The sequence below is a fragment of the Hyphomicrobium sp. 1Nfss2.1 genome (genome assembly GCF_965243865.1).
Taxonomy (GTDB): domain Bacteria; phylum Pseudomonadota; class Alphaproteobacteria; order Rhizobiales; family Hyphomicrobiaceae; genus Hyphomicrobium_A.
Genome location: NZ_OZ251603.1, coordinates 1,359,007 through 1,378,355 on the forward strand (window position 1 = coordinate 1,359,007; position 19,349 = coordinate 1,378,355).

16 protein-coding genes are annotated in these 19,349 nt (G+C 62.4%); 10 read left to right on the forward strand and 6 right to left on the reverse strand.

The genetic code is table 11. The features are described 5' to 3' along the window. The first annotated feature begins 411 nt into the window (after positions 1–411). Positions 412–1,539, forward strand: coding sequence for an O-antigen ligase family protein (locus ACP15D_RS06740; RefSeq protein ID WP_424956776.1), 1,128 nt, complete (start codon positions 412–414; stop codon positions 1,537–1,539). A gap of 75 nt (positions 1,540–1,614) precedes the next feature. After that, positions 1,615–2,748 (forward strand): glycosyltransferase family 4 protein, encoded by a 1,134-nt coding sequence (locus ACP15D_RS06745; RefSeq protein ID WP_424956777.1) that lies wholly within the window; start codon positions 1,615–1,617, stop codon positions 2,746–2,748. Between the two features lie 41 nt (positions 2,749–2,789). Here the strand turns inward: ACP15D_RS06745 and ACP15D_RS06750 are convergent, their stop codons facing one another. Both ACP15D_RS06750 and ACP15D_RS06755 read right to left on the reverse strand, forming a co-directional pair. Further along, the gene (locus ACP15D_RS06750; protein ID WP_424956778.1) at positions 2,790–3,548 is read right to left on the reverse strand and encodes an ABC transporter ATP-binding protein; all 759 of its coding nucleotides are present in this window, start codon (positions 3,546–3,548) and stop codon (positions 2,790–2,792) included. Positions 3,549–3,551: 3 nt separating this feature from the next. Then, entirely contained in the window at positions 3,552–4,313 is a 762-nt protein-coding gene (locus ACP15D_RS06755; protein WP_083555965.1) for an ABC transporter permease, read from the reverse strand. 642 nt (positions 4,314–4,955) lie between these two features. Between ACP15D_RS06755 and ACP15D_RS06760 the strand changes: the two genes are divergently transcribed. Beyond that, positions 4,956–6,185, forward strand: coding sequence for a glycosyltransferase family 9 protein (locus ACP15D_RS06760; protein ID WP_424956779.1), 1,230 nt, complete (start codon positions 4,956–4,958; stop codon positions 6,183–6,185). Between the two features lie 46 nt (positions 6,186–6,231). Here ACP15D_RS06760 and ACP15D_RS06765 read toward each other — a convergent pair whose 3' ends face one another. Then, positions 6,232–7,518, reverse strand: a complete 1,287-nt coding sequence (locus ACP15D_RS06765) for a glycosyltransferase family 9 protein (RefSeq protein ID WP_424956780.1) — start codon at positions 7,516–7,518, stop codon at positions 6,232–6,234. 212 nt (positions 7,519–7,730) lie between these two features. On the opposite strand from ACP15D_RS06765, the gene rfaE1 reads away from it, so the two are divergent. The 3 genes from rfaE1 to ACP15D_RS06780 all read left to right on the forward strand — a co-directional run bounded on the left by rfaE1 (position 7,731) and on the right by ACP15D_RS06780 (position 10,861). After that, positions 7,731–9,173, forward strand: coding sequence for a D-glycero-beta-D-manno-heptose-7-phosphate kinase (gene rfaE1 / locus ACP15D_RS06770; RefSeq protein WP_424956781.1), 1,443 nt, complete (start codon positions 7,731–7,733; stop codon positions 9,171–9,173). Positions 9,174–9,190: 17 nt separating this feature from the next. Then, positions 9,191–10,168, forward strand: coding sequence for an ADP-glyceromanno-heptose 6-epimerase (rfaD, locus tag ACP15D_RS06775; protein ID WP_424956782.1), 978 nt, complete (start codon positions 9,191–9,193; stop codon positions 10,166–10,168). An 87-nt stretch (positions 10,169–10,255) separates the two neighbouring features. Further along, positions 10,256–10,861: a D-sedoheptulose-7-phosphate isomerase gene (locus ACP15D_RS06780; RefSeq protein ID WP_424956783.1), complete on the forward strand. Its 606-nt coding sequence runs from the start codon at positions 10,256–10,258 to the stop codon at positions 10,859–10,861. Positions 10,862–11,028: 167 nt separating this feature from the next. On the opposite strand, the gene ACP15D_RS06785 is transcribed toward ACP15D_RS06780, so the two are convergent. Beyond that, positions 11,029–11,685: a D-glycero-alpha-D-manno-heptose-1,7-bisphosphate 7-phosphatase gene (locus tag ACP15D_RS06785; RefSeq protein WP_424956784.1), complete on the reverse strand. Its 657-nt coding sequence runs from the start codon at positions 11,683–11,685 to the stop codon at positions 11,029–11,031. 242 nt (positions 11,686–11,927) lie between these two features. Here ACP15D_RS06785 and ACP15D_RS06790 point away from each other — a divergent pair, with 242 nt between their 5' ends. The 3 genes from ACP15D_RS06790 (at position 11,928) to ACP15D_RS06800 (ending at position 16,753) form a co-directional block, all read left to right on the forward strand. Further along, entirely contained in the window at positions 11,928–13,106 is a 1,179-nt protein-coding gene (locus ACP15D_RS06790; protein WP_424956785.1) for an efflux RND transporter periplasmic adaptor subunit, read from the forward strand. Next, on the forward strand, positions 13,103–16,264 hold the full coding sequence (locus ACP15D_RS06795; RefSeq protein WP_424956786.1) for an efflux RND transporter permease subunit: 3,162 nt from the start codon (positions 13,103–13,105) through the stop codon (positions 16,262–16,264). The genes ACP15D_RS06790 and ACP15D_RS06795 overlap by 4 nt, the downstream gene beginning before the upstream one ends. Positions 16,265–16,492: 228 nt before the next feature. Next, positions 16,493–16,753 carry a hypothetical protein gene (locus ACP15D_RS06800; protein ID WP_424956787.1) on the forward strand — a complete coding sequence of 87 codons (261 nt, stop codon included), beginning with the start codon at positions 16,493–16,495 and terminating at the stop codon, positions 16,751–16,753. Positions 16,754–16,814: 61 nt separating this feature from the next. Here ACP15D_RS06800 and ACP15D_RS06805 read toward each other — a convergent pair whose 3' ends face one another. Together ACP15D_RS06805 and ACP15D_RS06810 are read right to left on the reverse strand one after the other, a co-directional pair. Beyond that, complete coding sequence (locus ACP15D_RS06805) at positions 16,815–17,666, reverse strand: NAD-dependent epimerase/dehydratase family protein (protein ID WP_424956788.1); 852 nt, start codon at positions 17,664–17,666, stop codon at positions 16,815–16,817. Between the two features lie 110 nt (positions 17,667–17,776). Further along, positions 17,777–17,965 carry a hypothetical protein gene (locus ACP15D_RS06810; RefSeq protein WP_424956789.1) on the reverse strand — a complete coding sequence of 63 codons (189 nt, stop codon included), beginning with the start codon at positions 17,963–17,965 and terminating at the stop codon, positions 17,777–17,779. Between the two features lie 220 nt (positions 17,966–18,185). On the opposite strand from ACP15D_RS06810, the gene ACP15D_RS06815 reads away from it, so the two are divergent. Continuing rightward, entirely contained in the window at positions 18,186–19,313 is a 1,128-nt protein-coding gene (locus ACP15D_RS06815) for a caspase family protein (RefSeq protein WP_424956790.1), read from the forward strand. The last annotated feature ends 36 nt before the right edge of the window (positions 19,314–19,349 follow it).

Genomic DNA, 19,349 nt, shown 5'->3' on the forward strand with positions numbered 1-19,349 from the left:
CACACCCACGCGGCAAAGGGAATAGGCGCCGCTCGAAAACTTCGCAACCCAAACATTTTATCATTTAATCTCAGACGCCGAACGAGCGTAACAGGAGCATCGCCCGAGGCTCAACACCTGATTGTCACAGCATTGACTTATGCGACCTTTCGTCTGCGCATCCGCTTGGTAGAGCCTCACCTACAATTGTTATGCACAAGAATCACAACGCTCATAACGCTGACGAGAAGCACTGAAAACCGCTAGCCGCTGAGTTTATCCGCGATAGCGTGCAAGGAGTCGCCTGAAGGCTCTGGCTTTAGATCGCATGGGGGCACGACCAAGTTGGCCGGTACGACCATACTTCACCCGAACCCTGCTGGACCTACGCAAAGGGACGCGAGAAATGCCGCTTATGCGCTCCTTTCTGCGTTGCTCATCGCTCTCTTCTTCGTCAATGGCGCAGCCTCGAACGCGATAGCGATCATCGCCTTCGTCGCCGCCTGGGTGCTCATCGTGCGCGATCACCGCGCCGGCTCTCTGACTATTCCGCCGCTCAATCCCGTACTGCTCGTCTTCTTGATATTCATCAGCCTACGCATTCTTCTGCCGCCATACGGGGTGACGGGCGCACCGCCGGGCGCTGCTATCACACGCATACTGTTACTCGTCGGTCTCTATGGCCTGACGCTCTACGTCTATACCCGGCTGCCCTTCAGCCACATCCTCTGGATGATCGTCAGCGCAGCCACACTTTGCGCATTGGCGGCGATCCTCGCGCATATGGTGTTCGGCCAAGAGTCGCGCCTGGAGTTTTTCGGTCGCGCTTCGCACGCGATTGCGGGCGCGGGTGCAATTGCGACCGGCGTCACCGCCGCCGCCGCGCTTCTATTCGCTGCGCCAAGTCAGGATCGCACCAAATGGGGCATACTTTCCCTGCTCGGCTCCATGGCACTGCTAGTGGCGGCCCTTTATTTCACGGGCAGCCGCGGCCCCATCCTCGCGCTGTCGGTCGCCCTGATCGCCACGCCGCTTGCTCTTCGCTGCCGGGTGCCTTGGCTGCTTATCGTGCTTGCATTCGGCGCCTGGTGCCTTGTTAGCAGCTTCGTCCTGCTCGAAGTGCCGATCAAGGAAGCCCTTTGCCCTTACGTCGATCTCGCGTGCCGCCCCTCCAAACGCAATGACGTCTGGCAGGCCACCGCCCAGATGATCGCCCAGCACCCCCTTTGGGGCAACGGATATGCATTCCGCTTCACGCACGGCGTCACCCATGCCCACAACGCGTACTTGGGGATGGCGCTGCACTATGGCCTGCCGCTGCAGATCCTCTTCATCGCGCTGATGGCGACCGCGCTCTATCAAGCTACTCAAATCGCGTCCGCACAGACCAAATTCTTCGTCGCATCGACCCTCGTCTTCGCCAACGGCTACATGGGATCTGATCTGAGTGACCCGATGCGGTTCTTCAATACGCACTATCTGTTCCTGTGGTTTCCCATCTTTCTGGCACTTCTGAGCGTCAAGTCCGATAACGGGGTCGCGCCAACGCCCCGGGAATGATACCCGGACACCGGAACTGCACTACCGACCGCGACACCAATCCGAGCATCGAGCCCCAATCCGAGCACTGAGCCTATGACGCCGCCCCGCCTGGTCTATCTCGTCAACGAAGACTCCTATTTCGTCGGCCACCGGCTCACCATGGCCCGCGCGGCATTGAAGGCGGGCTATGACGTCCACGTCGCCACACGTCTGGGAAAATTCCGCGATGCCATTGTCGCCGAAGGCTTCAAGGTGCACCCGATCGACATCCACCGCGGCAGCGTCAACCCGCTAAAATTTGTCAGCGCCGCACGCGCCGTGCGCAAGCTCTACCGGGCGCTCAATCCGACGATCGTCCATCACGTCACGCTGCAGGCAACAATGGTCGGCGCTCTCGCCGCGCGAAATCTGCCAGTAAGTCAAATCAACACCGTGACCGGCCTCGGCACCGTCTTCACCGCCAAGAGCGCTAAGACGTTTGTGACACGCGCAGGCGTCGGTCTACTCATCGGCCCGCTCCTCAACAATCCGCGCTCGATCGTCACCGTCGAGAACCCTGACGACAAGAAAGTGCTCTCATCTCTATCGGTCGACAGCGAGCGCATCCACGTCCTGCCCGGCTCCGGCATCGATACCGCGCGCTACTCCGTGCTGCCCGAACCCCCGCCCCCAGTCACGGTCGCCTTCGCCGGGCGCATGCTGATCGACAAGGGCGTACGCACTCTCGTCGCCGCTTATCAGATCGTGCAGCAACAGGGTCATCCCGTTAGGCTCGTTCTTGCCGGAGTGCCCGATCCGGCCAATGACAATTCCATCCCCACAAGCGAGCTGGAAGAGTGGGCACAGCGCCCAGGCGTCACGTGGCTGGGCCAGGTCGCCGATATTCGCGACGTTTGGCGCAACGCACACATTGCTGTCCTCGCCTCGCTTGGCGAGGGGCTGCCCATGAGCCTCGTCGAGGCAGCCGCCTGCGGACGGCCTTTGATCGCCACCGACGTTCCTGGATCGCGCGCCGTCGCTCGCACGGGGCTAAACGGCATCCTCGTGCCGACGAACGATCCTCAAAAGCTCGCTGAAGCCATCATCAAGCTCGCGAGCGATGCTGACATGCGCCGGAGATATGCTGAAGCCAGCCGCTCACTCGTCGAGGCGGAGTACAGCTCAGCCCACGTCGAGAGCGAGGTTATGCGCGTCTATGAGCTTGCCCGCCGCACCGCACCGGCCTGAGCAACTATGTGTGGCAATGCTTGCCGCGCCCAGGTTGTGCCTCAGGGCACTGGGTTGCGCGGAGTGGCTGCGGCTGCCGAAGACCTCCGTACGGTCTCCTCGCCGATCAGCCGCCCGTGCTCCAGATGGATGGTGCGATCACAGAAAGTCTCGATCAGCTCGGGCGAGTGCGAGGCGAGCACAAAGATGCTCGAGCGCTCGATGAACTTCACCATACGCTTGCGCGCGCGCACCTGAAATTCCGCATCGCCCGCGCCCAAAACCTCGTCCACGAGCAGGATTTCCGGATGCATAGCCGTCGCCACACCGAATGACAGTCGCGTGCGCATGCCGTCCGAATAGGTATTCACCGGAACCGACAGGAAGTTCCCCAGCTCGCTGAACTCCTCGATGTCCGGGATCACGGCCTCGGCCTGCCGGCGCGATGCCCCGAGCATCATCGCCATGCGGATGATGTTCTCATAGCCACTCAGCTCTAGCTCGAGCCCCGCGCCGAGCCCGAACACCGTCGACACGCGCCCATCGATGCTGATGCTGCCGCGCGTCGGAGTATAAATCCCAGCCAGCGTGCGCAACAAAGTCGACTTGCCCGAACCGTTGTGACCGATAAGGCCGAGCCGGTCGCCTTCCTTCAGCTTGAGCGATATCCCATCCAGCGCCGTGACGCTGACGATGCCGCGCGACTCCTTCGACAGCCGCCCACCCGTGCTGATCGCCAGCAGGTTGTTCCGCAGCGACATCGCGCGCAGGTTATAAATCGGGTACTCGACCGATACGTTCTGAAGCGTGATTTCAGCCATGTTCTAAACCCAGAATGGCAACCGAGCGCCCTTGGCCTTGGTCATCCAGAGCGCGAGCGCCCAACCGACGATGGCCATGAGTATGGTCCCCACCCATATCCGGGCATCGGGCACCACACCCTGTAGCGGTCCGCGCACGATGTCGAGCCAGTAGGCCATCGGATTGAACGCCATGATGATCTGCGTCCGGCCAAGTTGATGCGAGTGGTAGAGAACGGGACTGAGGAAGAACAGGATCGGCATGATCGCCTGAACCAGCGGATCGATGTCCCTGAACCGCGCCCCGATGAATCCGAGCAACTGGATCACCCACCACAGATTGATGAAAACCAGCAGCAATCCGGGGATCACGAGCAGTGTGACCAGCGATAGCGGCTGCTGGAACACCACAAGCACGAGCAGCACCACCAGGAGGTTGTGCGCGAAATTGATGATCTGCTGGAACAGCAGCTCGAGCGACAAACGCAGCGAAGGCGTCTTGATGTTCCTGATGATCGAGGCCCGCTTCGTGAATACGGTGCAGCCCCCGATGATGCTTCCGGTGATCATGTTCCAGACCACCAGTCCGATCGCCAGCGATGGAATGAAGGCCGCCTTGTCGGTGTGCAGCAGGGTGCTCCACACGAACCCAAGTCCGACGACACCGATCAGCGTGCTCAGAACCAGCCAGAACGGGCCGAGCACACTGCGCTTGTAGCGCGCCCGCGTATCGCTCCAGGCAAAGTACCAGGCGATCGCAACAGATTTCCGGAGTCCCTGCAGCATGTCCCCGTCTGCCGGTTGGTATATCAAGTTCACCCTCCGGCGCGGATGGTTCGCCTATCGCCGGAATCCGCGCTGGTTATGGTCCGATGCGGACGCCGATGCAAACCCGTTCCCAGCGCAGTCCCCTAAAGACTTGAACGGCCGTCGCATTGTAGCTTCGCCCGACACAGTCATCACATTGAATTTGCAAGCCTCGCGGCTAGTCAACCACCCCGATTGCCAGCCCCGCCGAAGGGAGCTGCTGTGCATAACGAGGTCAGGGAGCAGCCGCTGAGATCCGGTAAGCACGCCTATATCCCCAACATTGACCGATGGATGCGCCTCAACAGCTTGAAGGCTATGCTCCGGCGAGGAAATATACCGCAAGGCCGCATCGGTTGGCTGTCACCCAACTCGCCCAAGCAGCACTTCCCTCCTGCGTGAATGCGATTGCCACACGCAGACCATCTACTCATCGGAAGGACGCGTTCTTGGCTATCCGGACCCACACCGCGACACTTCACCATCCAGGATCGCCGATTGATCTCACACGTCACGCGATTCTACTTTTTGGCCAGCAGTAGCAAAATCACTAGGTATCTTTTGCGCGGCATTTCCAAAATATCCGCTAGAGCGAAGCGCATAGTCCGGGGCGGATATCGAATGTCCCGCGAACTCGTGCGGCGCATCCTCACGCATGGCCAGCACACGCGCGATATTCGGCGCACCGCACTCTTCTCCTGGCGCTTCGTTTCGTCACGCGTGCAGCGTGAGCGGCAACGCCGTTCCGTGCTGAAAGACGTGTCCGGCGTCGATTCGATTCTGAAATCGGTCAGCAGCGAAACGGATCGCACGACGATCGCCTTGCTCGTCAGCGGCGGCATAGGCGACTACCTCGTCGTGGCACGTTTCCTGCGTGATCTTGCAGCAGGAATCGAACCCGCCCGCTTCGACATCTTCTGCTCGAACCCCGCGATTGGTGACTGGGTTTTCGCCGCGGTCCCCGGCTTCAACAAGTGCCACTCTGAATTCCTCTTCACCGTGCAAAGCGTCGTGGACAACTACGACCTCGCGCTGCGCGTCAGCCAGTTCGTCACTGCCAACAACGACGAGATCGACTGGGCGCGACTGCAGAAAGCAAAGCGCCTGCAGCAGGTCGTCATGAACCTGACCCGCGCGAGGCGCCCGATCGAGGCATTCATCGAGCACCACCCGTATCTCGATGCCAGCTTTGCGCGCCGCGCGGTCTTCAACAATCAGACTCGCGAGACGTTTCTGCACGGCATGGCAGGCATCACTTACAGCGGACCTCGGATCGACCTGAAGACAGACGACGCCATCATCGGCCAGCTCGGCCTGCGCGACCGTCCCTTCGTCACCATCAACAATGGCTTCGATGCTGGCTTTATCATCACCGGCACAGCCTCTACGAAGACGTATCCTCACGGCGACGAACTCAGTCGCTTGCTCAAGGAGCGCTTCCCCGGTCTCACCATCATTCAGATAGGGAACGCCACCAGCCAGCCCTTGGCCAACGCCGATATCAATCTCATCGGCAAGACCAGCCTTGCCGCAGCAGCCGCCCTCGTTCAGCACGCCAGCCTGCACATCGACAACGAAGGCGGCCTCGTTCACGTTGCCTCTGCCTTCGGAACTCGCTGCTGTGTCGTATTCGGCCCAACGCCGGCGGACTATTACGCGTACGAGGACAACATCAACATCCTGCCGAACTTCTGCGGCGGATGCTGGTGGTCGACCGAAACCTGGATGGACGTCTGCCCGCGCGGCTTCAAGACTGCGCGCTGCCTCTCCGAGCAACACCCCGCCGACATCGTCGTGCAAATTGCCGCTCTGTGGAAGCCAAGCTCCAAATCAATGCAGCTCGCTTCCTAGCCTAGCAACCGCGCCGCAGCACGACCTTCAAGTTGCAGCACGACCTTCAAGTTGGAGCCGCCAACTGCGCATCCGCGCTCGACGTCACCCGCGACACACTTCGTGCGCTTTGCGCTGCGCGGCTATCGAGGATCGCCATGGCCTCCCGGACCACGTCGGAGGGCTGATGCGACGTCATGCACCGGGCTTCGGCAAAGCCGCGCGGGCAGCGATCCATCCAGGATTCGTTGATCCACCAGCATCCACCGCAGAACGCCGGGCTCAGGTTGCGGTTCTGGCTGTAGCCGAAATAGTCCGCATCGCTCGGGCCGAACAGCACCAGGGCCCTCGCCCCGATCACGGACGCGATGTGCGCCAACCCGCTGTCGACATCCAGGTGCAGCCTCGATCCCCCGATCAGCGCGGCCGCCTCCGCCAGGGAAGTCTTCCCGACTAGCGAAATATCTGCTGCTTCCAATAGAACGCTGGTCTCAGGCGTCCCCAGCTGCACGATTGTCAGATTGGGCCTTTGCGCCTTGAGCAGAGCCAGGGCTTCATCAAATCGTGGATAGGTCTTCGTCGAGGTCTGCCCGCTCACGACGAACGCTGCATCGAACCCATTGTGGGCCGTCACATAGTCCTTGCCGGCCAATCCCAGCCGTCCGAGCACTGATCCGTCCAACCTGAGATCGAACCCTTCGCCGCCGTGCGCAATGCCTGCCTGATAGTGCAGGTAGGAGCTCCGCGTCTGGTTCGCATAGACGGCGCGGCGGCCGAAGTCGCCGCTGCTGCAAGGCAGTTCCGCCACAAGCCCGGCGTTGTCAGCGACGAATGCTTCCAAGCGCCGGCAGACGCCGGCCAGCTTGGGGTGCAGCGCAAGTTGCCGCTCGTCGTAAGCGCAAACCTCCGCCACCTGGGTGACGCGGATGGCCAGCGCATAAAGTGGCGCAATCTCCCGGAACAGGAACGAGCTGTGGCACTCGCGAAAGCCGGGAATGGATTCGAAAACCCAGCGCGCCGCGCCCGCGCTGTTGCACGCCACATCGAATTCCAGCGGCCCGCACGCCGCCCCGAGATCGCGCAGAAAGCGCGCTATGACGATGTTGTCGCCGATACCGCCGCCCAGCGTATGCACGAGGATGACAGGCTTGTCGGTCGGCAACTGCGCCTTGATCGAACTGCGTACCCGGCCGCTTTTTAGCTTCGTCGTCGCGCCCTGCCACAGCAACGGCAGCTTGGTCCAGACATACCGGGCCACAAACCGCCCTGTCTCCAGGGGACTGGCCCCGGATGCATTGAGGCCGGCTATGCGTTCCGATAGGCGCCGCAGCCTGCCGCCATCGAGGCTTGCCACGCGTACCCCCGGCCGCCGATTGTCGCCTTCTCGCTTCAATCTGCTCACATCAAATATCTTGTTCGTCCGGCGTACGGAAATCCACCAACCAGGCCGCAAAGTTACCGCGACAGGCGATGGACCGTTGATAGCTGAGTTCTACACGTCGAGTATATGTTACGAGGCGGGTATATTAGGACTCACCTTGGCGTTTTGCACAGGAGCCCGTTCGAGTGATTTCTGAACGCACACTAGCTGCTTGTCGCATCCTCATTGTAGGCGATGTCGCACTCGACCGCTTCGTCTACGGGGAGGTTGCCCGCATTTCGCCTGAAGCCCCAGTCCCGGTACTGCGGGTCACATCGACCACCAACTCGCCCGGCTGCGCAGCAAACGTCGCCGCCAACGTGACCGCGCTTGGAGCCCAAGCCACGCTGATTGGCCTGGGCGGCGACGATATCACCGCGGTGAGCCTTGCCAAGGTCCTGCGTGGCATCAAGCACCTCAAGATCGTGCCCGACACCGACCGGCCGACGACGATCAAGACGCGGTTCGTTGCAGGCAGCCAGCAAATCGTCCGGGCTGACGAGGAAGTCACGACTCCGCCGACCGACGCCGCCGAGGAGCGCATTCTCGATGCCTTCGCCGAAGCACTTTCCGAGAGCGATGTCGTCGTCATCTCCGACTACAACAAAGGAATGCTGACTGACCGCATTCTCGCCGAGATAATCTCGACGGCCCAAAAGGCCGGCAAGATGACCATCGTCGATCCCAAGCGCAAAGACCTTTCCGCCTACCGCGGCGCCACGCTCATCAAGCCCAACCGCTCTGAGCTGACGGCAGCCACCGGCCTTCCTTGTCAAAGCGATGATGACGCTGCCAAGGCCGCAGATCGCGCCATCGAGGCGACCGGTTCGATGATCCTGCTTACGCGCTCCGAGCACGGCATGAGCTTGTTCAGAGCCGGAGCTGCCCCGCTTCACCGCCGGACGGAAGCCAAAGACGTCTTCGACGTTTCCGGCGCCGGAGACACCGTTGCGGCTGTCATCGCGACAGCCCTTGCCGCCGGTCTCGATTTCGGCGAAGCCATGGACCTCGCCAACACCGCCGCCGGCATTGTCGTCGCCAAGATAGGCACCGCAACGGTCAGCCCGCACGAATTGCAGGCGGCCACCATGCGCTCACGCCTCGGCTACGAAAACCGCGTACTGTCGCTCGATGCGGCCATTCCTCTGCGCGAGGCCTGGAAGCGTCAGGGGCTGAAGTGCGGCCTCACCAACGGCTGCTTCGACTTGATCCACCCCGGCCACATCTCGCTGCTCAAAGCTGCCAAAGCCTCCTGCGACCGCCTGATCGTCGCGCTCAACTCTGACGAATCGGTACGCCGCCTCAAAGGCCCCACCCGGCCGCTCCAGGACGAGAACGCGCGCGCTTATGTCATGTCGCACATCGAGCAAGTCGATGCCGTCGTCCTCTTCGAGGAAGACACCCCCCTGGAGCTGATCGAAGCACTGAAGCCCGACGTGCTGATTAAGGGAGCGGACTATCGGGAGGATCAGGTGGTCGGCGGCGACCGCGTCAAATCGTGGGGAGGAAAAGTCGTTCTGGCGGATCTAATACCCGAGCAATCGACGACGCGGCTCGCCAAGAAGGCCGCTACACCAACCACCGCCTGAACTTTGGGGACTGAAGAATGTATTTGGTGACGGGCGGAGCCGGCTTCATCGGCTCCAATATCGCAGATGCGCTGGCCGCCCGCGGCGATGACGTAGTGGTCTGCGATCGCCTCCGCAATGGCAACAAGTGGCACAACATCCGCCGCACTCGCCTGCACGACATCGTCCATCCCGACAACATCGACGCCTGGCTTGATGCCAACGCCAAAGCTCTGACCGCCATCATTCACATGGGCGCCATCAGCGCCACGACCGAGACCGACGTCGACAAGCTCGTCCATAACAACATCGCGCTTTCATTGAAGCTCTGGCAGTTCGCGGCAGCGCATGACATCCCGCTCATCTATGCATCGTCCGCAGCGACGTACGGCGATGGCGCCCAAGGCTTCGTCGACGACCAGTCACCGCAAGCGCTGGCCCAGCTTCTACCCTTGAACGCTTACGGCTGGAGCAAGCTCTTCGTCGATAAGCGCTTCATCGAGGACGTGCTTGCAGGCCGCCCCAAGCCGCCGCAATGGGCAGGCCTCAAGTTCTTCAACGTCTATGGCCCCAACGAAGGCCATAAAGGCGACATGCGCTCGGTCATTCACAAGGTGTATCCGAAGGTCGTTGCCGGCGAGGTCGTGCAGCTCTTCAAATCGCACGATCCGCGCTACCAGGACGGCGGCCAGCTGCGCGATTTCGTCTACGTCAAGGACTGCGTCCGGATCATCCTCTGGCTGCTCGACAATCGCCAGATCTCCGGCATCTTCAACGTCGGCACTGGCAAGGCGCGCACCTTCCACGATCTCGTGCACGCGGTCGGCAAAGCCGTCGACAGAGCGCCGAACATCGAGTTTATCGACATGCCGCTTCAGATCCGCGACCGCTACCAGTACTTTACCGAAGCCGACATGCAGAAAGTTGCTTCTGCCGGCTACAACGCCCCGCCGACCTCGCTTGAGGACGGCATCCTTGATTACGTCAAATGTGATTTGTCGGTGCGGCCGCAGTGACCGTGCCAGAGCAGCGCTATAAACTGATATTCAATCCCGCAGCCGCGCGTTGAAGCTGCTGCGCATCATACTTGGAGGCATTCGGTCATGAGCTCGCTTCTCTCCTACCTCGAGGAATCCCGGGCAGCTCTCGATAGATGCATCGCAGCTCCGCAGCTCGCCGGACGCGTCGATGCCGCGATCGATACGATCGTCACCGACCTCCTCGCGCACCGTCCGCTGCTCCTTTGCGGCAACGGCGGCTCGGCCTCCGACGCCATGCACATCGCCGGTGAACTCGTCGGCCGCTTCCTGCTCGAACGCAGGGCGATCAACTGTATCTGCCTCACATCGAATGCAGCCGTCGTCACCGCCTGGAGCAACGATTATTCCTACGAGACCGTCTTCGCCCGGCAGGTCGAGGCCTACGGCCAGCGCGGTGGCACGCTGCTCGGCATCAGCACGTCCGGCAACTCGGCCAACGTCGTGCGTGCGTTCGAAACGGCGCGCGAATTGGGAATGAACACGATCGGCCTTACCGGTGAGGGCGGCGGCAAGATGGCAGCATTGAGTACCGTGCTGATAGATGTGCCGTCCAAGAGCACGCCGATCATTCAGCAGCTCCACATCACCATCTACCATTATCTTTGCGAGCAGATCGAAATCCGTCTTGCGCCCGCAATGGACCAACTGCCGGCGGCAAAAGCAGGCTAAAGCCGCCAACTCAGCTACACCCCCCTCACCCGGCCGCGATCTGTCGATCGCGTCCGACCTCTCCCTTCAGGGAGAGGCTACGTTCTGCCACCTCACTTAGCCTCTCCCCTGTGGGCTTCGGGTGAGGGGGGCTTCAATCTCTGTCGGAAGGGCATAAACGCAGGCGCTTAGTCCTCGGCCTGCGGTTGCGGCCGCGTCAGGTAACGCACCACCGCACCACGAGCGGCGCCGAGACTATCGACCCGCCGCCAGATGAAGTCGGCCGGCAACGATTTAGGGTCGCCCTGCTCCTCGCCGCTCTTGCCTGTCTCGACCAGGATCCCCGCGCGCAGACCTGCACGCTGCCCGGCTTCGAGGTCGGCCACTCGGTCGCCGACGATCAAACTGCGCGCCAGATCGATCTGCATCGCCTCTGCCGCTTTCGTCAGCATTCCAGGGTTCGGCTTGCGCCACGGATGATCCGCAATCGCCATCGCTCCCGCGCCCTTCTCGTGATAACCGCACGCCAGCACGGCATCGAAGCGAGCACCCGCCTCGGCGAGGCGCGCGCGGATCACATCCTGCACGGCTTCGAAGCTGTCCCACCCGAACAGGCCACGCGCCACACCTGATTGATTGGTCACGACCACCACGGGAACGGCCAGCCGATTAGCCTCGGCAATCGTCTCCGCTGCGCCGGGGATCAGCCGCACCCCGTTGGGGTCGCCGACATATCCGCTGTCTTCGACGATCACGCCATCGCGGTCGAGAAACAAGGCGGGCCGCCCGGCAAAGCCCCCCGCATCGCCGCCCGAAAACCACAGCCCTGGATCGATGAGCCCCATCGCCGGTCAAAACCCCTTGTGACATCCGCCCGAACTGACCCGGGGTGCGGCCTCAATAGCCGCCAGCAACCAGGCATTCAATCGATGTCCCCTGCGACCCGATCGTTGCCTCCCCCCCGAACGTGAAATTCGCTGGCAAGCGCCCTGGTAGAAGTTCTGTTAGCTATACGGAAGTCATCGTCAGGTTACTGGTATCCGCCACGCTTCCCTTGTCCCGCCCGCCAACGGTCATCAGCCGCGCCATGCCATCTCGTCGCCCCGCTCTCCATCTTGGCCTTTCCCTCGCAGTTTTGGCTCTCGCCGGCTGCGGCGACCGCAACACTTACCAGCCACCGCCCCCCGCCGAGGTGACCGTCACCAAGCCCGAAGAGCGTAAGGTTACGTTGTATATGGAGGTGACCGGATCATCCGCCGCCTACAATCGCGTCGACCTCGTAGCGCGCGTGCAGGGCTTCCTTGAGAAGGTTGGCTACAAGGACGGCGCCGAAGTCAAGAAGGGCGATCTTCTCTTCCAGATCGACCCGAAAGACTATCAGATTCAGCTCCAGATCGCGCAGGCGACACAGGCTCAGCAGGAAGCCCTGTTGAAGCAGGCCGATGCCGACCTGAAGCGCAAGCAGGACCTCGTCAAAACATCAGCCGTATCCGTTGCGCAGCTTGATGACTCGCGCGCAAAACGCGACTCGACCGAAGCGGCGCTGCTACAGGCCAAGGGTCAGGTCGAGCAGGCCAAGCGCAATCTCGAATATACGACCATCGTCGCCCCCTTTGACGGCACAGTATCCGCACGTCTCGTCGATCCCGGTGCCATGGTCGGCGCCGGCGAGCCGACCAAGCTCGCCACCATCGTTCAGCAAAAGCCGATCTACATAAAATTCAACATCGACGAGCAGCAGGTACTTGCCGTGCGCGAGCGCATGCGCGAAGCCGGCGTCACGCTGAAGGATCTAGGCCCCATCCCGGTCGGTCTTGGCCTGCAGAACGAGCAGGGTTACCCGCATGAGGCAACGCTCGACTACGTCGCCCCGGAAATCGATGCCGGCACCGGCACGCTCGCCGGTCGCGCCATCTTTGACAACAAGGATAACATCCTTACGCCGGGTCTGTTCGTGCGCGTGCGCATTCCCAAACAGATCGACGTGCCTTCCCTTCTCGTACCCGATGTGTCCCTCGGCACCAGCCAAGAAGGACGCTACGTGCTGATCGTCAACGACAAGAACGTCGTCGAGCAGCGCGTCGTCGAGGTCGGTGACCTCGTCGACGGCGGCTTGCGCATCATCACGAGCGGCCTGAAACCGGATGACCGCGTCATCGTCGGCGGTCTGATGCGGGCACTCCCCGGCAATACAGTCGTACCGAAGGCGACGACGGCCGCGGCCGCCGCATCTGACGCCAAGAACGCGGGGACCGGCGGCAAATGATCGCCAAATTCTTCATCGACCGCCCCGTCCTCGCCAATGTGATCGCGCTTCTGATCGTGATCCTCGGCCTCGTTGCATTGGCGCGTCTGCCGGTCGCCCAATATCCCGACGTCACGCCTCCGACCGTCGTCGTCACCGCGCGTTATCCGGGTGCCAGCGCCTCGACGGTGACGCGCGAGGTCGCGCTGCCAATCGAGCAAAAAGTCAACGGCGTCGAGGGCATGATTTACATGTCGTCGCTCTCCACCAGCGACGGCCAGTACACGCTCACCGTCACCTTCAAGATCGGCACCGACGGCGACAAGGCACAGATCCTCGTCGAAAACCGCGTATCGAGCGCCCTAGCATCGCTTCCCGACGCCGTGCAAAAGCAGGGCGTGCAGACAAACAAGAAGTCGACATCCATCCTCGAGATCGTCGCGCTGACTTCACCCGACGGCCGCTACGACAGCCTGTTCCTTTCCAACTACGCCACCATCAACCTCGTCGACGAGATCGCGCGCCTCGACGGTGTCGGCTCCGTCTCGGTGTTCGGCGCCGGCCAGTACGCCATCCGCATCTGGCTCGATCCCCAGCAGCTTCAAGCCCGCGGCCTCATCCCCAAGGATGTGATCGACGCCGTCAACTTGCAGAGCCGATCGACCAGCGCAGGTCAGGTCGGCCTGCCGCCCGTGCCGCAAGGCCAGGCATTCCAGTATTCCGTCAACGTCCACGGCAAGCTCGATGATGTCTCCGAATTCGAGAACATCATCGTCAAGACCGACAAGGGTGGGCGCATCACCCGTCTGAAGGATGTAGCGCGCGTCGAGCTCGGCGCGCAGACCTACAGCCAGACCTTCAAGCTCGACGGCAAGCCCTCCGCGGGCATGGCCATCTACCAGCTGCCCGACGCAAACGCACTCGATGTTGCAAAGCGCGTCGAAGCGCGCATGACCGAGCTGGCGAAGGCCTTCCCGGAAGGCATGACATGGCTCGTGCCTTTCGACACCACCAAGTTCGTCGCCTCCGCGGTCAATGACGTCTACCACACGCTGATAGAAGCCGCCCTGCTGGTGCTCGTCGTCATTCTCGTCTTCCTGCAGGACTGGCGCGCGACCCTCGTACCTGCCACCACGGTTCCGGTGACGATCATCGGTGCGTTCGCCGCCATGGCCATGCTCGGCTTCACCGTCAACCTGTCGACCCTGTTCGCCATCATTCTTGCGATCGGCATCGTCGTCGACGACGCCATCATCGTCGTCGAAGGTGCGGCAAAGCACATCGAGCATGGAATGACGCCGCACGATGCGTCCGTCAAAGCCATGGACGAGTTGCTCGGTCCGATCATCGGCATCACCCTCGTGCTCATGGCCGTGTTCATCCCCGCAGCATTCCTGCCGGGCCTCTCCGGCCAGATGTACCGCCAGTTCGCGCTCGTCATCGCCGCCACCGCGCTTATTTCGGCCATCAACGCCATGACGCTGAAGCCGACGCAGTGCGCCCTCTGGCTGCGCCCCGTCACGCCGCCCGAGCAGCGCAACGTGCTCGCCCGGGGGTTCAACTACGTCTACGACAAGCTCGAGAATGCTTACACCGGGCTGATGCGGCGCATGGTGCGCCACGCCGCCATGATGTTCATGATCGTCGCCAGCCTCGTCGTCCTCGCCGTCTGGACCCTGAGCCGCGTGCCCACCGGCTTCCTCCCCATCGAGGACCAGGGCTACTTCATCGCCGTCGTGCAGCTTCCCGAAGGCGCCTCGCTCGAACGCACCACCAAGGCGCTCGATGATCTCACCATTCGCCTCAAGCAGCAGCCGGGTGTTGAGCGGGTCGTCTCGATCGGCGGTATCGCCGCCCTTAACGACAGCGCCAGCCTTTCCAACGCCGGCGTCGCCTACGTCATCCTCAAGGACTGGGACCAGCGCGGCAAGGGCGAGGATCTTCTCGGCCTCTACACCGGCCTGTCCGAGCGCGTCGCCGACATCCCCGACGGCACCGCGCTCGTCATTCCCCCGCCCGCCATTCAGGGCATCGGAAACACCGCCGGCTCCACGATGAAAGTGGAACTGCGCGACGGTTCGTTCGACTATGCCAAGTTGCAGCGCCTTGCGCAGGAGATCGCCAATCGCGCCGGCGCTCAGTCGATGGTCCGCTCCGCGACGAACGTGTTCCTCGCCGACGCACCTCAGATCAACGTCAACATCGACCGCGTCAAAGCCGAAACCCTCGGCGTGCCCCTCGGCAATGCCCTCGACGCATTGTCGACCTTCATCGGTTCCAGCTACGTCGGCCAGTTCAATAAATTCGGACGCGTGTTCCAGATCTACGTGCAGGCCGATGCCTCCGCGCGCGTCAATCCAGAAAGCCTGCAATACCTGCAAGTGCGCAACAACGACGGCAATATGGTGCCGCTCGGAACGCTCGCTTCGATCGAGACCGTCGCCGGCCCCTCGGTTATCAGCCTTTATAATCTCTACCCGGCCGCAACCGTCATCACATCGACCGCGCAGGGCTTCTCATCCGGCCAGGGCATGAACCTCCTGGAGCAGATCGCCGACGAGACGCTGCCACGCGGCGCTGGATACGAATGGACGGCAATGTCCTACCAGGAAAAGGAGGTCGGCAATCAGATCTACCTGATCTACGGCCTCAGCTTGTTGCTCGTCTATCTCGTGCTCGCCGGACAGTACGAAAGCTGGATCGCCCCCGCGACCGTCATCATCTCGGTGCCGCTCGCGCTGCTCGGCACCGCCGCAGCCTTGCTCGCACTCGGCGTCGGCAACAACCTCTATACGCAGATCGGCCTCATCCTGCTGATCGCGCTGTCGAGCAAGAACGCCATCCTCATCGTCGAGTTCGCCCGCGAGCTTCGCATCCACGAGGGCAAGGACATCCTCGATGCGGCGGTCGAAGCGGCCCGCTCCCGCTTCCGCCCCATCCTGATGACCTCGTTCGCGTTCATTCTCGGTGTCGTGCCACTGGTGCTGGCCTCGGGCGCGGGCGCCAATGCTCAGAAATCGATCGGCATCGCCGTGCTCACCGGCATGCTCGGATCGACGCTGCTCACGGTTGCGTTTGTTCCGTCCGTGTTCGTCATCATGCAGCGCTTCGAAGAATGGCGTCAGCGCCGCAAGGCCGCCCGCAAGGGCACGACCGCCGCGCCGGCAACGCCTGCCTGACGCACGTCGAAGTCACAAAAGGGCTAACAGAACCCCAACGCGCTTGCACTCGTCCGCATCGCACCATCGACGCATGCACTCGCGCCTTCACTCCGCGTGAACCACGCATAGCTGCAAGGCTGGAAATCCGCGCGAACGCCGCATACGTCTTGCGGTAGTCACCTCTCCGTCGCCCCCACACGACACCGACGAGAAAGGTGCGCTCAACGCTTCCAAGGAGCGAACGCCATGCGAACGACCGCCCTCGTTGCTTCCGCCTTTGTTGCATTTCTCTACGTATCGATGCCCGGCGCCTCCGCGCTGCCAGCCCCGGCGCGCGCTGACATTGCAGCCACCACGACCGCATCCTCCGTCGAGCAAGTGCGTTGGCGGCGCTGGTACAGACCGTACCGCTACTACGGCTACCGCCCGTACTATTATCGTCCCTACCGCTACTACCGGCCGTATCGTCTCTATTACGGCCCGCGCTACTACCGTCGCTTCTACTGACACAATCCCACCAGTGTCGTGACGCGAGGCTCGCCAAACCTCGCGTCATGAAGCGCACGTATCAGCGCGTAGGCGACCATCCGAGCCCCATCAATTTCGCCGGATCGATCACGAGGGGCTTGCCGATGCGCTCCCAAATTCCGCGTGCGCCCGGCAACTTCATCAACATCTCTAGGCTGCCGCGCGGCAGCGTCACGATCCCCGCACGCCGGCCCATCCCGGCTCGCATCCCGGCGATCACCTCACCGACAGTCATCGGTAGAGGGTCCGCCATGACGTATGTCTCGCCCAGCGCCCGCGGATTGCCCAGCACTGTGGCGACACCCGACACGAAATTCGCAGCCGACAGGAACGAGCGCTCGGCCGCAATGGACCCGAGCGGCAGCGGCATGGGTAGCCGCGCCAGCTTCTCCAGGCTTGCCGCATTCGCCTTCGCACCTTCGCCCAGCACCAGCACAGGGCGCAGGATCGTGAAAGGCACGCCACTTTCCGCGATCACGCGTTCCGCCGCCAGCTTCGATCGCCCATAGGCGCTCGCAGGAACTGGCGCATCCGCCTCCGTGACAACCGTTTGCGACGAATGTCCGACTTGCGCCGCAATCGACGACACGAACACGAGTTGCCGGAGCCCGGCTCGTTTGGCCGCAGCGCATAGATCTGCTGTCGACTGGCGATTGACCCGGTCGAACTCTTCATCGCTCGCCGACCGGTGCGCGATATTGGCCAGATGCACCACCGCATCGACGTCGTGCAGCAATCCGTCCCAATCGATGGAGCCGCCGAGGTCGCCGAGCTGCCGCCATTCAGTTCCGCCAACCGGCCGGCGCGACGCAGCGATAAGCGTGTGCCCGTGCAGCCCCCGCAACAGATGCGATCCGAGGAACCCGCCTGCCCCCGTGATGAGAACACGCATGTTGGAAATCTGAGCCCCGCATTCGTGTGAAATCGGCGCGGCCATGATAGCCGCGCCGATTCCGTTGATACGGGCCGCGCGTCATGTGGGCAACCGCCGATGCGGGGCGCCTACTCGTTGCCGCTGGTCAGCGCCATCGCCGCAAGCAGCAGCGCGCGCACGTCGTCATCGTCAGGGTCGATGTTCGTTCCCGGCGCATCCTTGCGCATCAGCTCTTCCATGCTCACCGGATTGTTCTCCGGCACGATGCTGGCCGCCCGCCGGCCGTCGAAGCTGTCTGCCTTGTGATTCTGGACCATAGCTCTCCCTCGCTTGGCGCCGAGGAAGCATGCCGCATGGGGCAGACACGTGGCCTTATCGATCACGTTTAACGACGCTTTGTAAACGTCGCCGCGGTGTGGCTCCCAGGCCGCGCAGCGCCCGCGCCGCTACCTGCTATAGTCCAAAAGTTGTCACGGAGATCTGGTGATAACTCCCATCCTGGGCTGTTACCCCAGCCAACCACATAATGAGTTTTGCATGTTGTCGCTTCGCGCTTTTGCAGCCCTCGCCTTCACCCTTGCCATTTCGGCCATGCCGGCCCTTGCCGAAAAGCGCGTCGCGCTCGTCATCGGCAATTCGAAATACATCGAGGCCACGCCCCTCGCCAATCCCGTCAACGACGCCAACGACATCGCCTCCGCGCTCAAAAGCGCTGGCTTCGAAGTCATCGTTGGCATCGACGTCGACAAGCGTGCATTCGACACCCGCGTGCGCAACTTCGGCGAGCTGCTCGAAGGCTCCGACGTGGCAATCTTCTTCTATGCCGGACACGGGCTGCAGGTCGGCGGACGCAACTACCTCATCCCAACCGACGCTCGCCTCGCCAACGAGCGCGATCTCGACTTCGACGCCGTGAGCCTAGATCTGGTCCTGAAACAGATGGAGCTCGGCCGCGGCGACAAGACAAACATCGTGTTCCTCGATGCCTGCCGCGATAACCCGTTCGGCCGCAACCTCGCGCGCTCCATGGGCACGCGCTCCGCCAGCATCGGCAAGGGCCTCGCTCAGGTCGAGACCGGCGTCGGCACGTTCATTTCCTATTCGACCCAGCCGGGCAACGTCGCGCTCGACGGCAAGGGCCGCAACTCACCGTTCACCGCGGCGCTCGCCAAGCACGTGCGCGAGCCCGGCCGCAATCTCACCTCCACGATGATCGAGGTGCGCAAAGACGTGCTCGCCTCAACGGATGGCAAGCAGGTGCCATGGGATCACTCGGCATTGACGGGAGATTTCTCCTTCCACAACGATGGCGAGACCGGCAATGCGGCGACGCGTGCCGCCCGCCCCGTGGACGAAGCCGCAGCCAAGCGCGCCGCCGCCGAGCACACGCAGAACATCGTCGCACTCGCCCAGGCGCGCGAGCGCCTGCACCAGCTCCAGGAAGCCAACAAGTCCGACCAGCAGGCGATCTTCGACAAGCAGTTCGATACGTCCAGCAGCGGCGATGCAGACTCGCGCCGCACGCTTTCGATGGAGATTGGCAAGATCCAGATCCGCATGGTCCGCCGCAATCAGGAGCAGGAGAAGCTGCGCAGCGAGGTCTCCTCGCTCGAAGCCAAGTTGGGCCTGGCTGCGCAAGATGAAGCAGGCGGCGCTAAGAAATAGCGGGGGCTCCAACGTTGCCCTATGATGCCCGCGAGT

Bases quoted from the DNA above. Each gene is read 5' to 3' on its own strand.
- ACP15D_RS06745 (WP_424956777.1), top strand. From the start codon at position 1,615: ATGACGCCGCCCCGCCTGGTCTATCTCGTCAACGAAGACTCCTATTTC.
- ACP15D_RS06750 (WP_424956778.1), bottom strand. From the start codon at position 3,548: ATGGCTGAAATCACGCTTCAGAACGTATCGGTCGAGTACCCGATTTAT.
- ACP15D_RS06755 (WP_083555965.1), bottom strand. From the start codon at position 4,313: ATGCTGCAGGGACTCCGGAAATCTGTTGCGATCGCCTGGTACTTTGCC.
- ACP15D_RS06760 (WP_424956779.1), top strand. From the start codon at position 4,956: ATGTCCCGCGAACTCGTGCGGCGCATCCTCACGCATGGCCAGCACACG.
- rfaD (WP_424956782.1), top strand. From the start codon at position 9,191: ATGTATTTGGTGACGGGCGGAGCCGGCTTCATCGGCTCCAATATCGCA.
- ACP15D_RS06780 (WP_424956783.1), top strand. From the start codon at position 10,256: ATGAGCTCGCTTCTCTCCTACCTCGAGGAATCCCGGGCAGCTCTCGAT.
- ACP15D_RS06785 (WP_424956784.1), bottom strand. From the start codon at position 11,685: ATGGGGCTCATCGATCCAGGGCTGTGGTTTTCGGGCGGCGATGCGGGG.
- ACP15D_RS06790 (WP_424956785.1), top strand. From the start codon at position 11,928: ATGCCATCTCGTCGCCCCGCTCTCCATCTTGGCCTTTCCCTCGCAGTT.
- ACP15D_RS06795 (WP_424956786.1), top strand. From the start codon at position 13,103: ATGATCGCCAAATTCTTCATCGACCGCCCCGTCCTCGCCAATGTGATC.
- ACP15D_RS06800 (WP_424956787.1), top strand. From the start codon at position 16,493: ATGCGAACGACCGCCCTCGTTGCTTCCGCCTTTGTTGCATTTCTCTAC.
- ACP15D_RS06805 (WP_424956788.1), bottom strand. From the start codon at position 17,666: ATGCGTGTTCTCATCACGGGGGCAGGCGGGTTCCTCGGATCGCATCTG.
- ACP15D_RS06810 (WP_424956789.1), bottom strand. From the start codon at position 17,965: ATGGTCCAGAATCACAAGGCAGACAGCTTCGACGGCCGGCGGGCGGCC.
- ACP15D_RS06815 (WP_424956790.1), top strand. From the start codon at position 18,186: ATGTTGTCGCTTCGCGCTTTTGCAGCCCTCGCCTTCACCCTTGCCATT.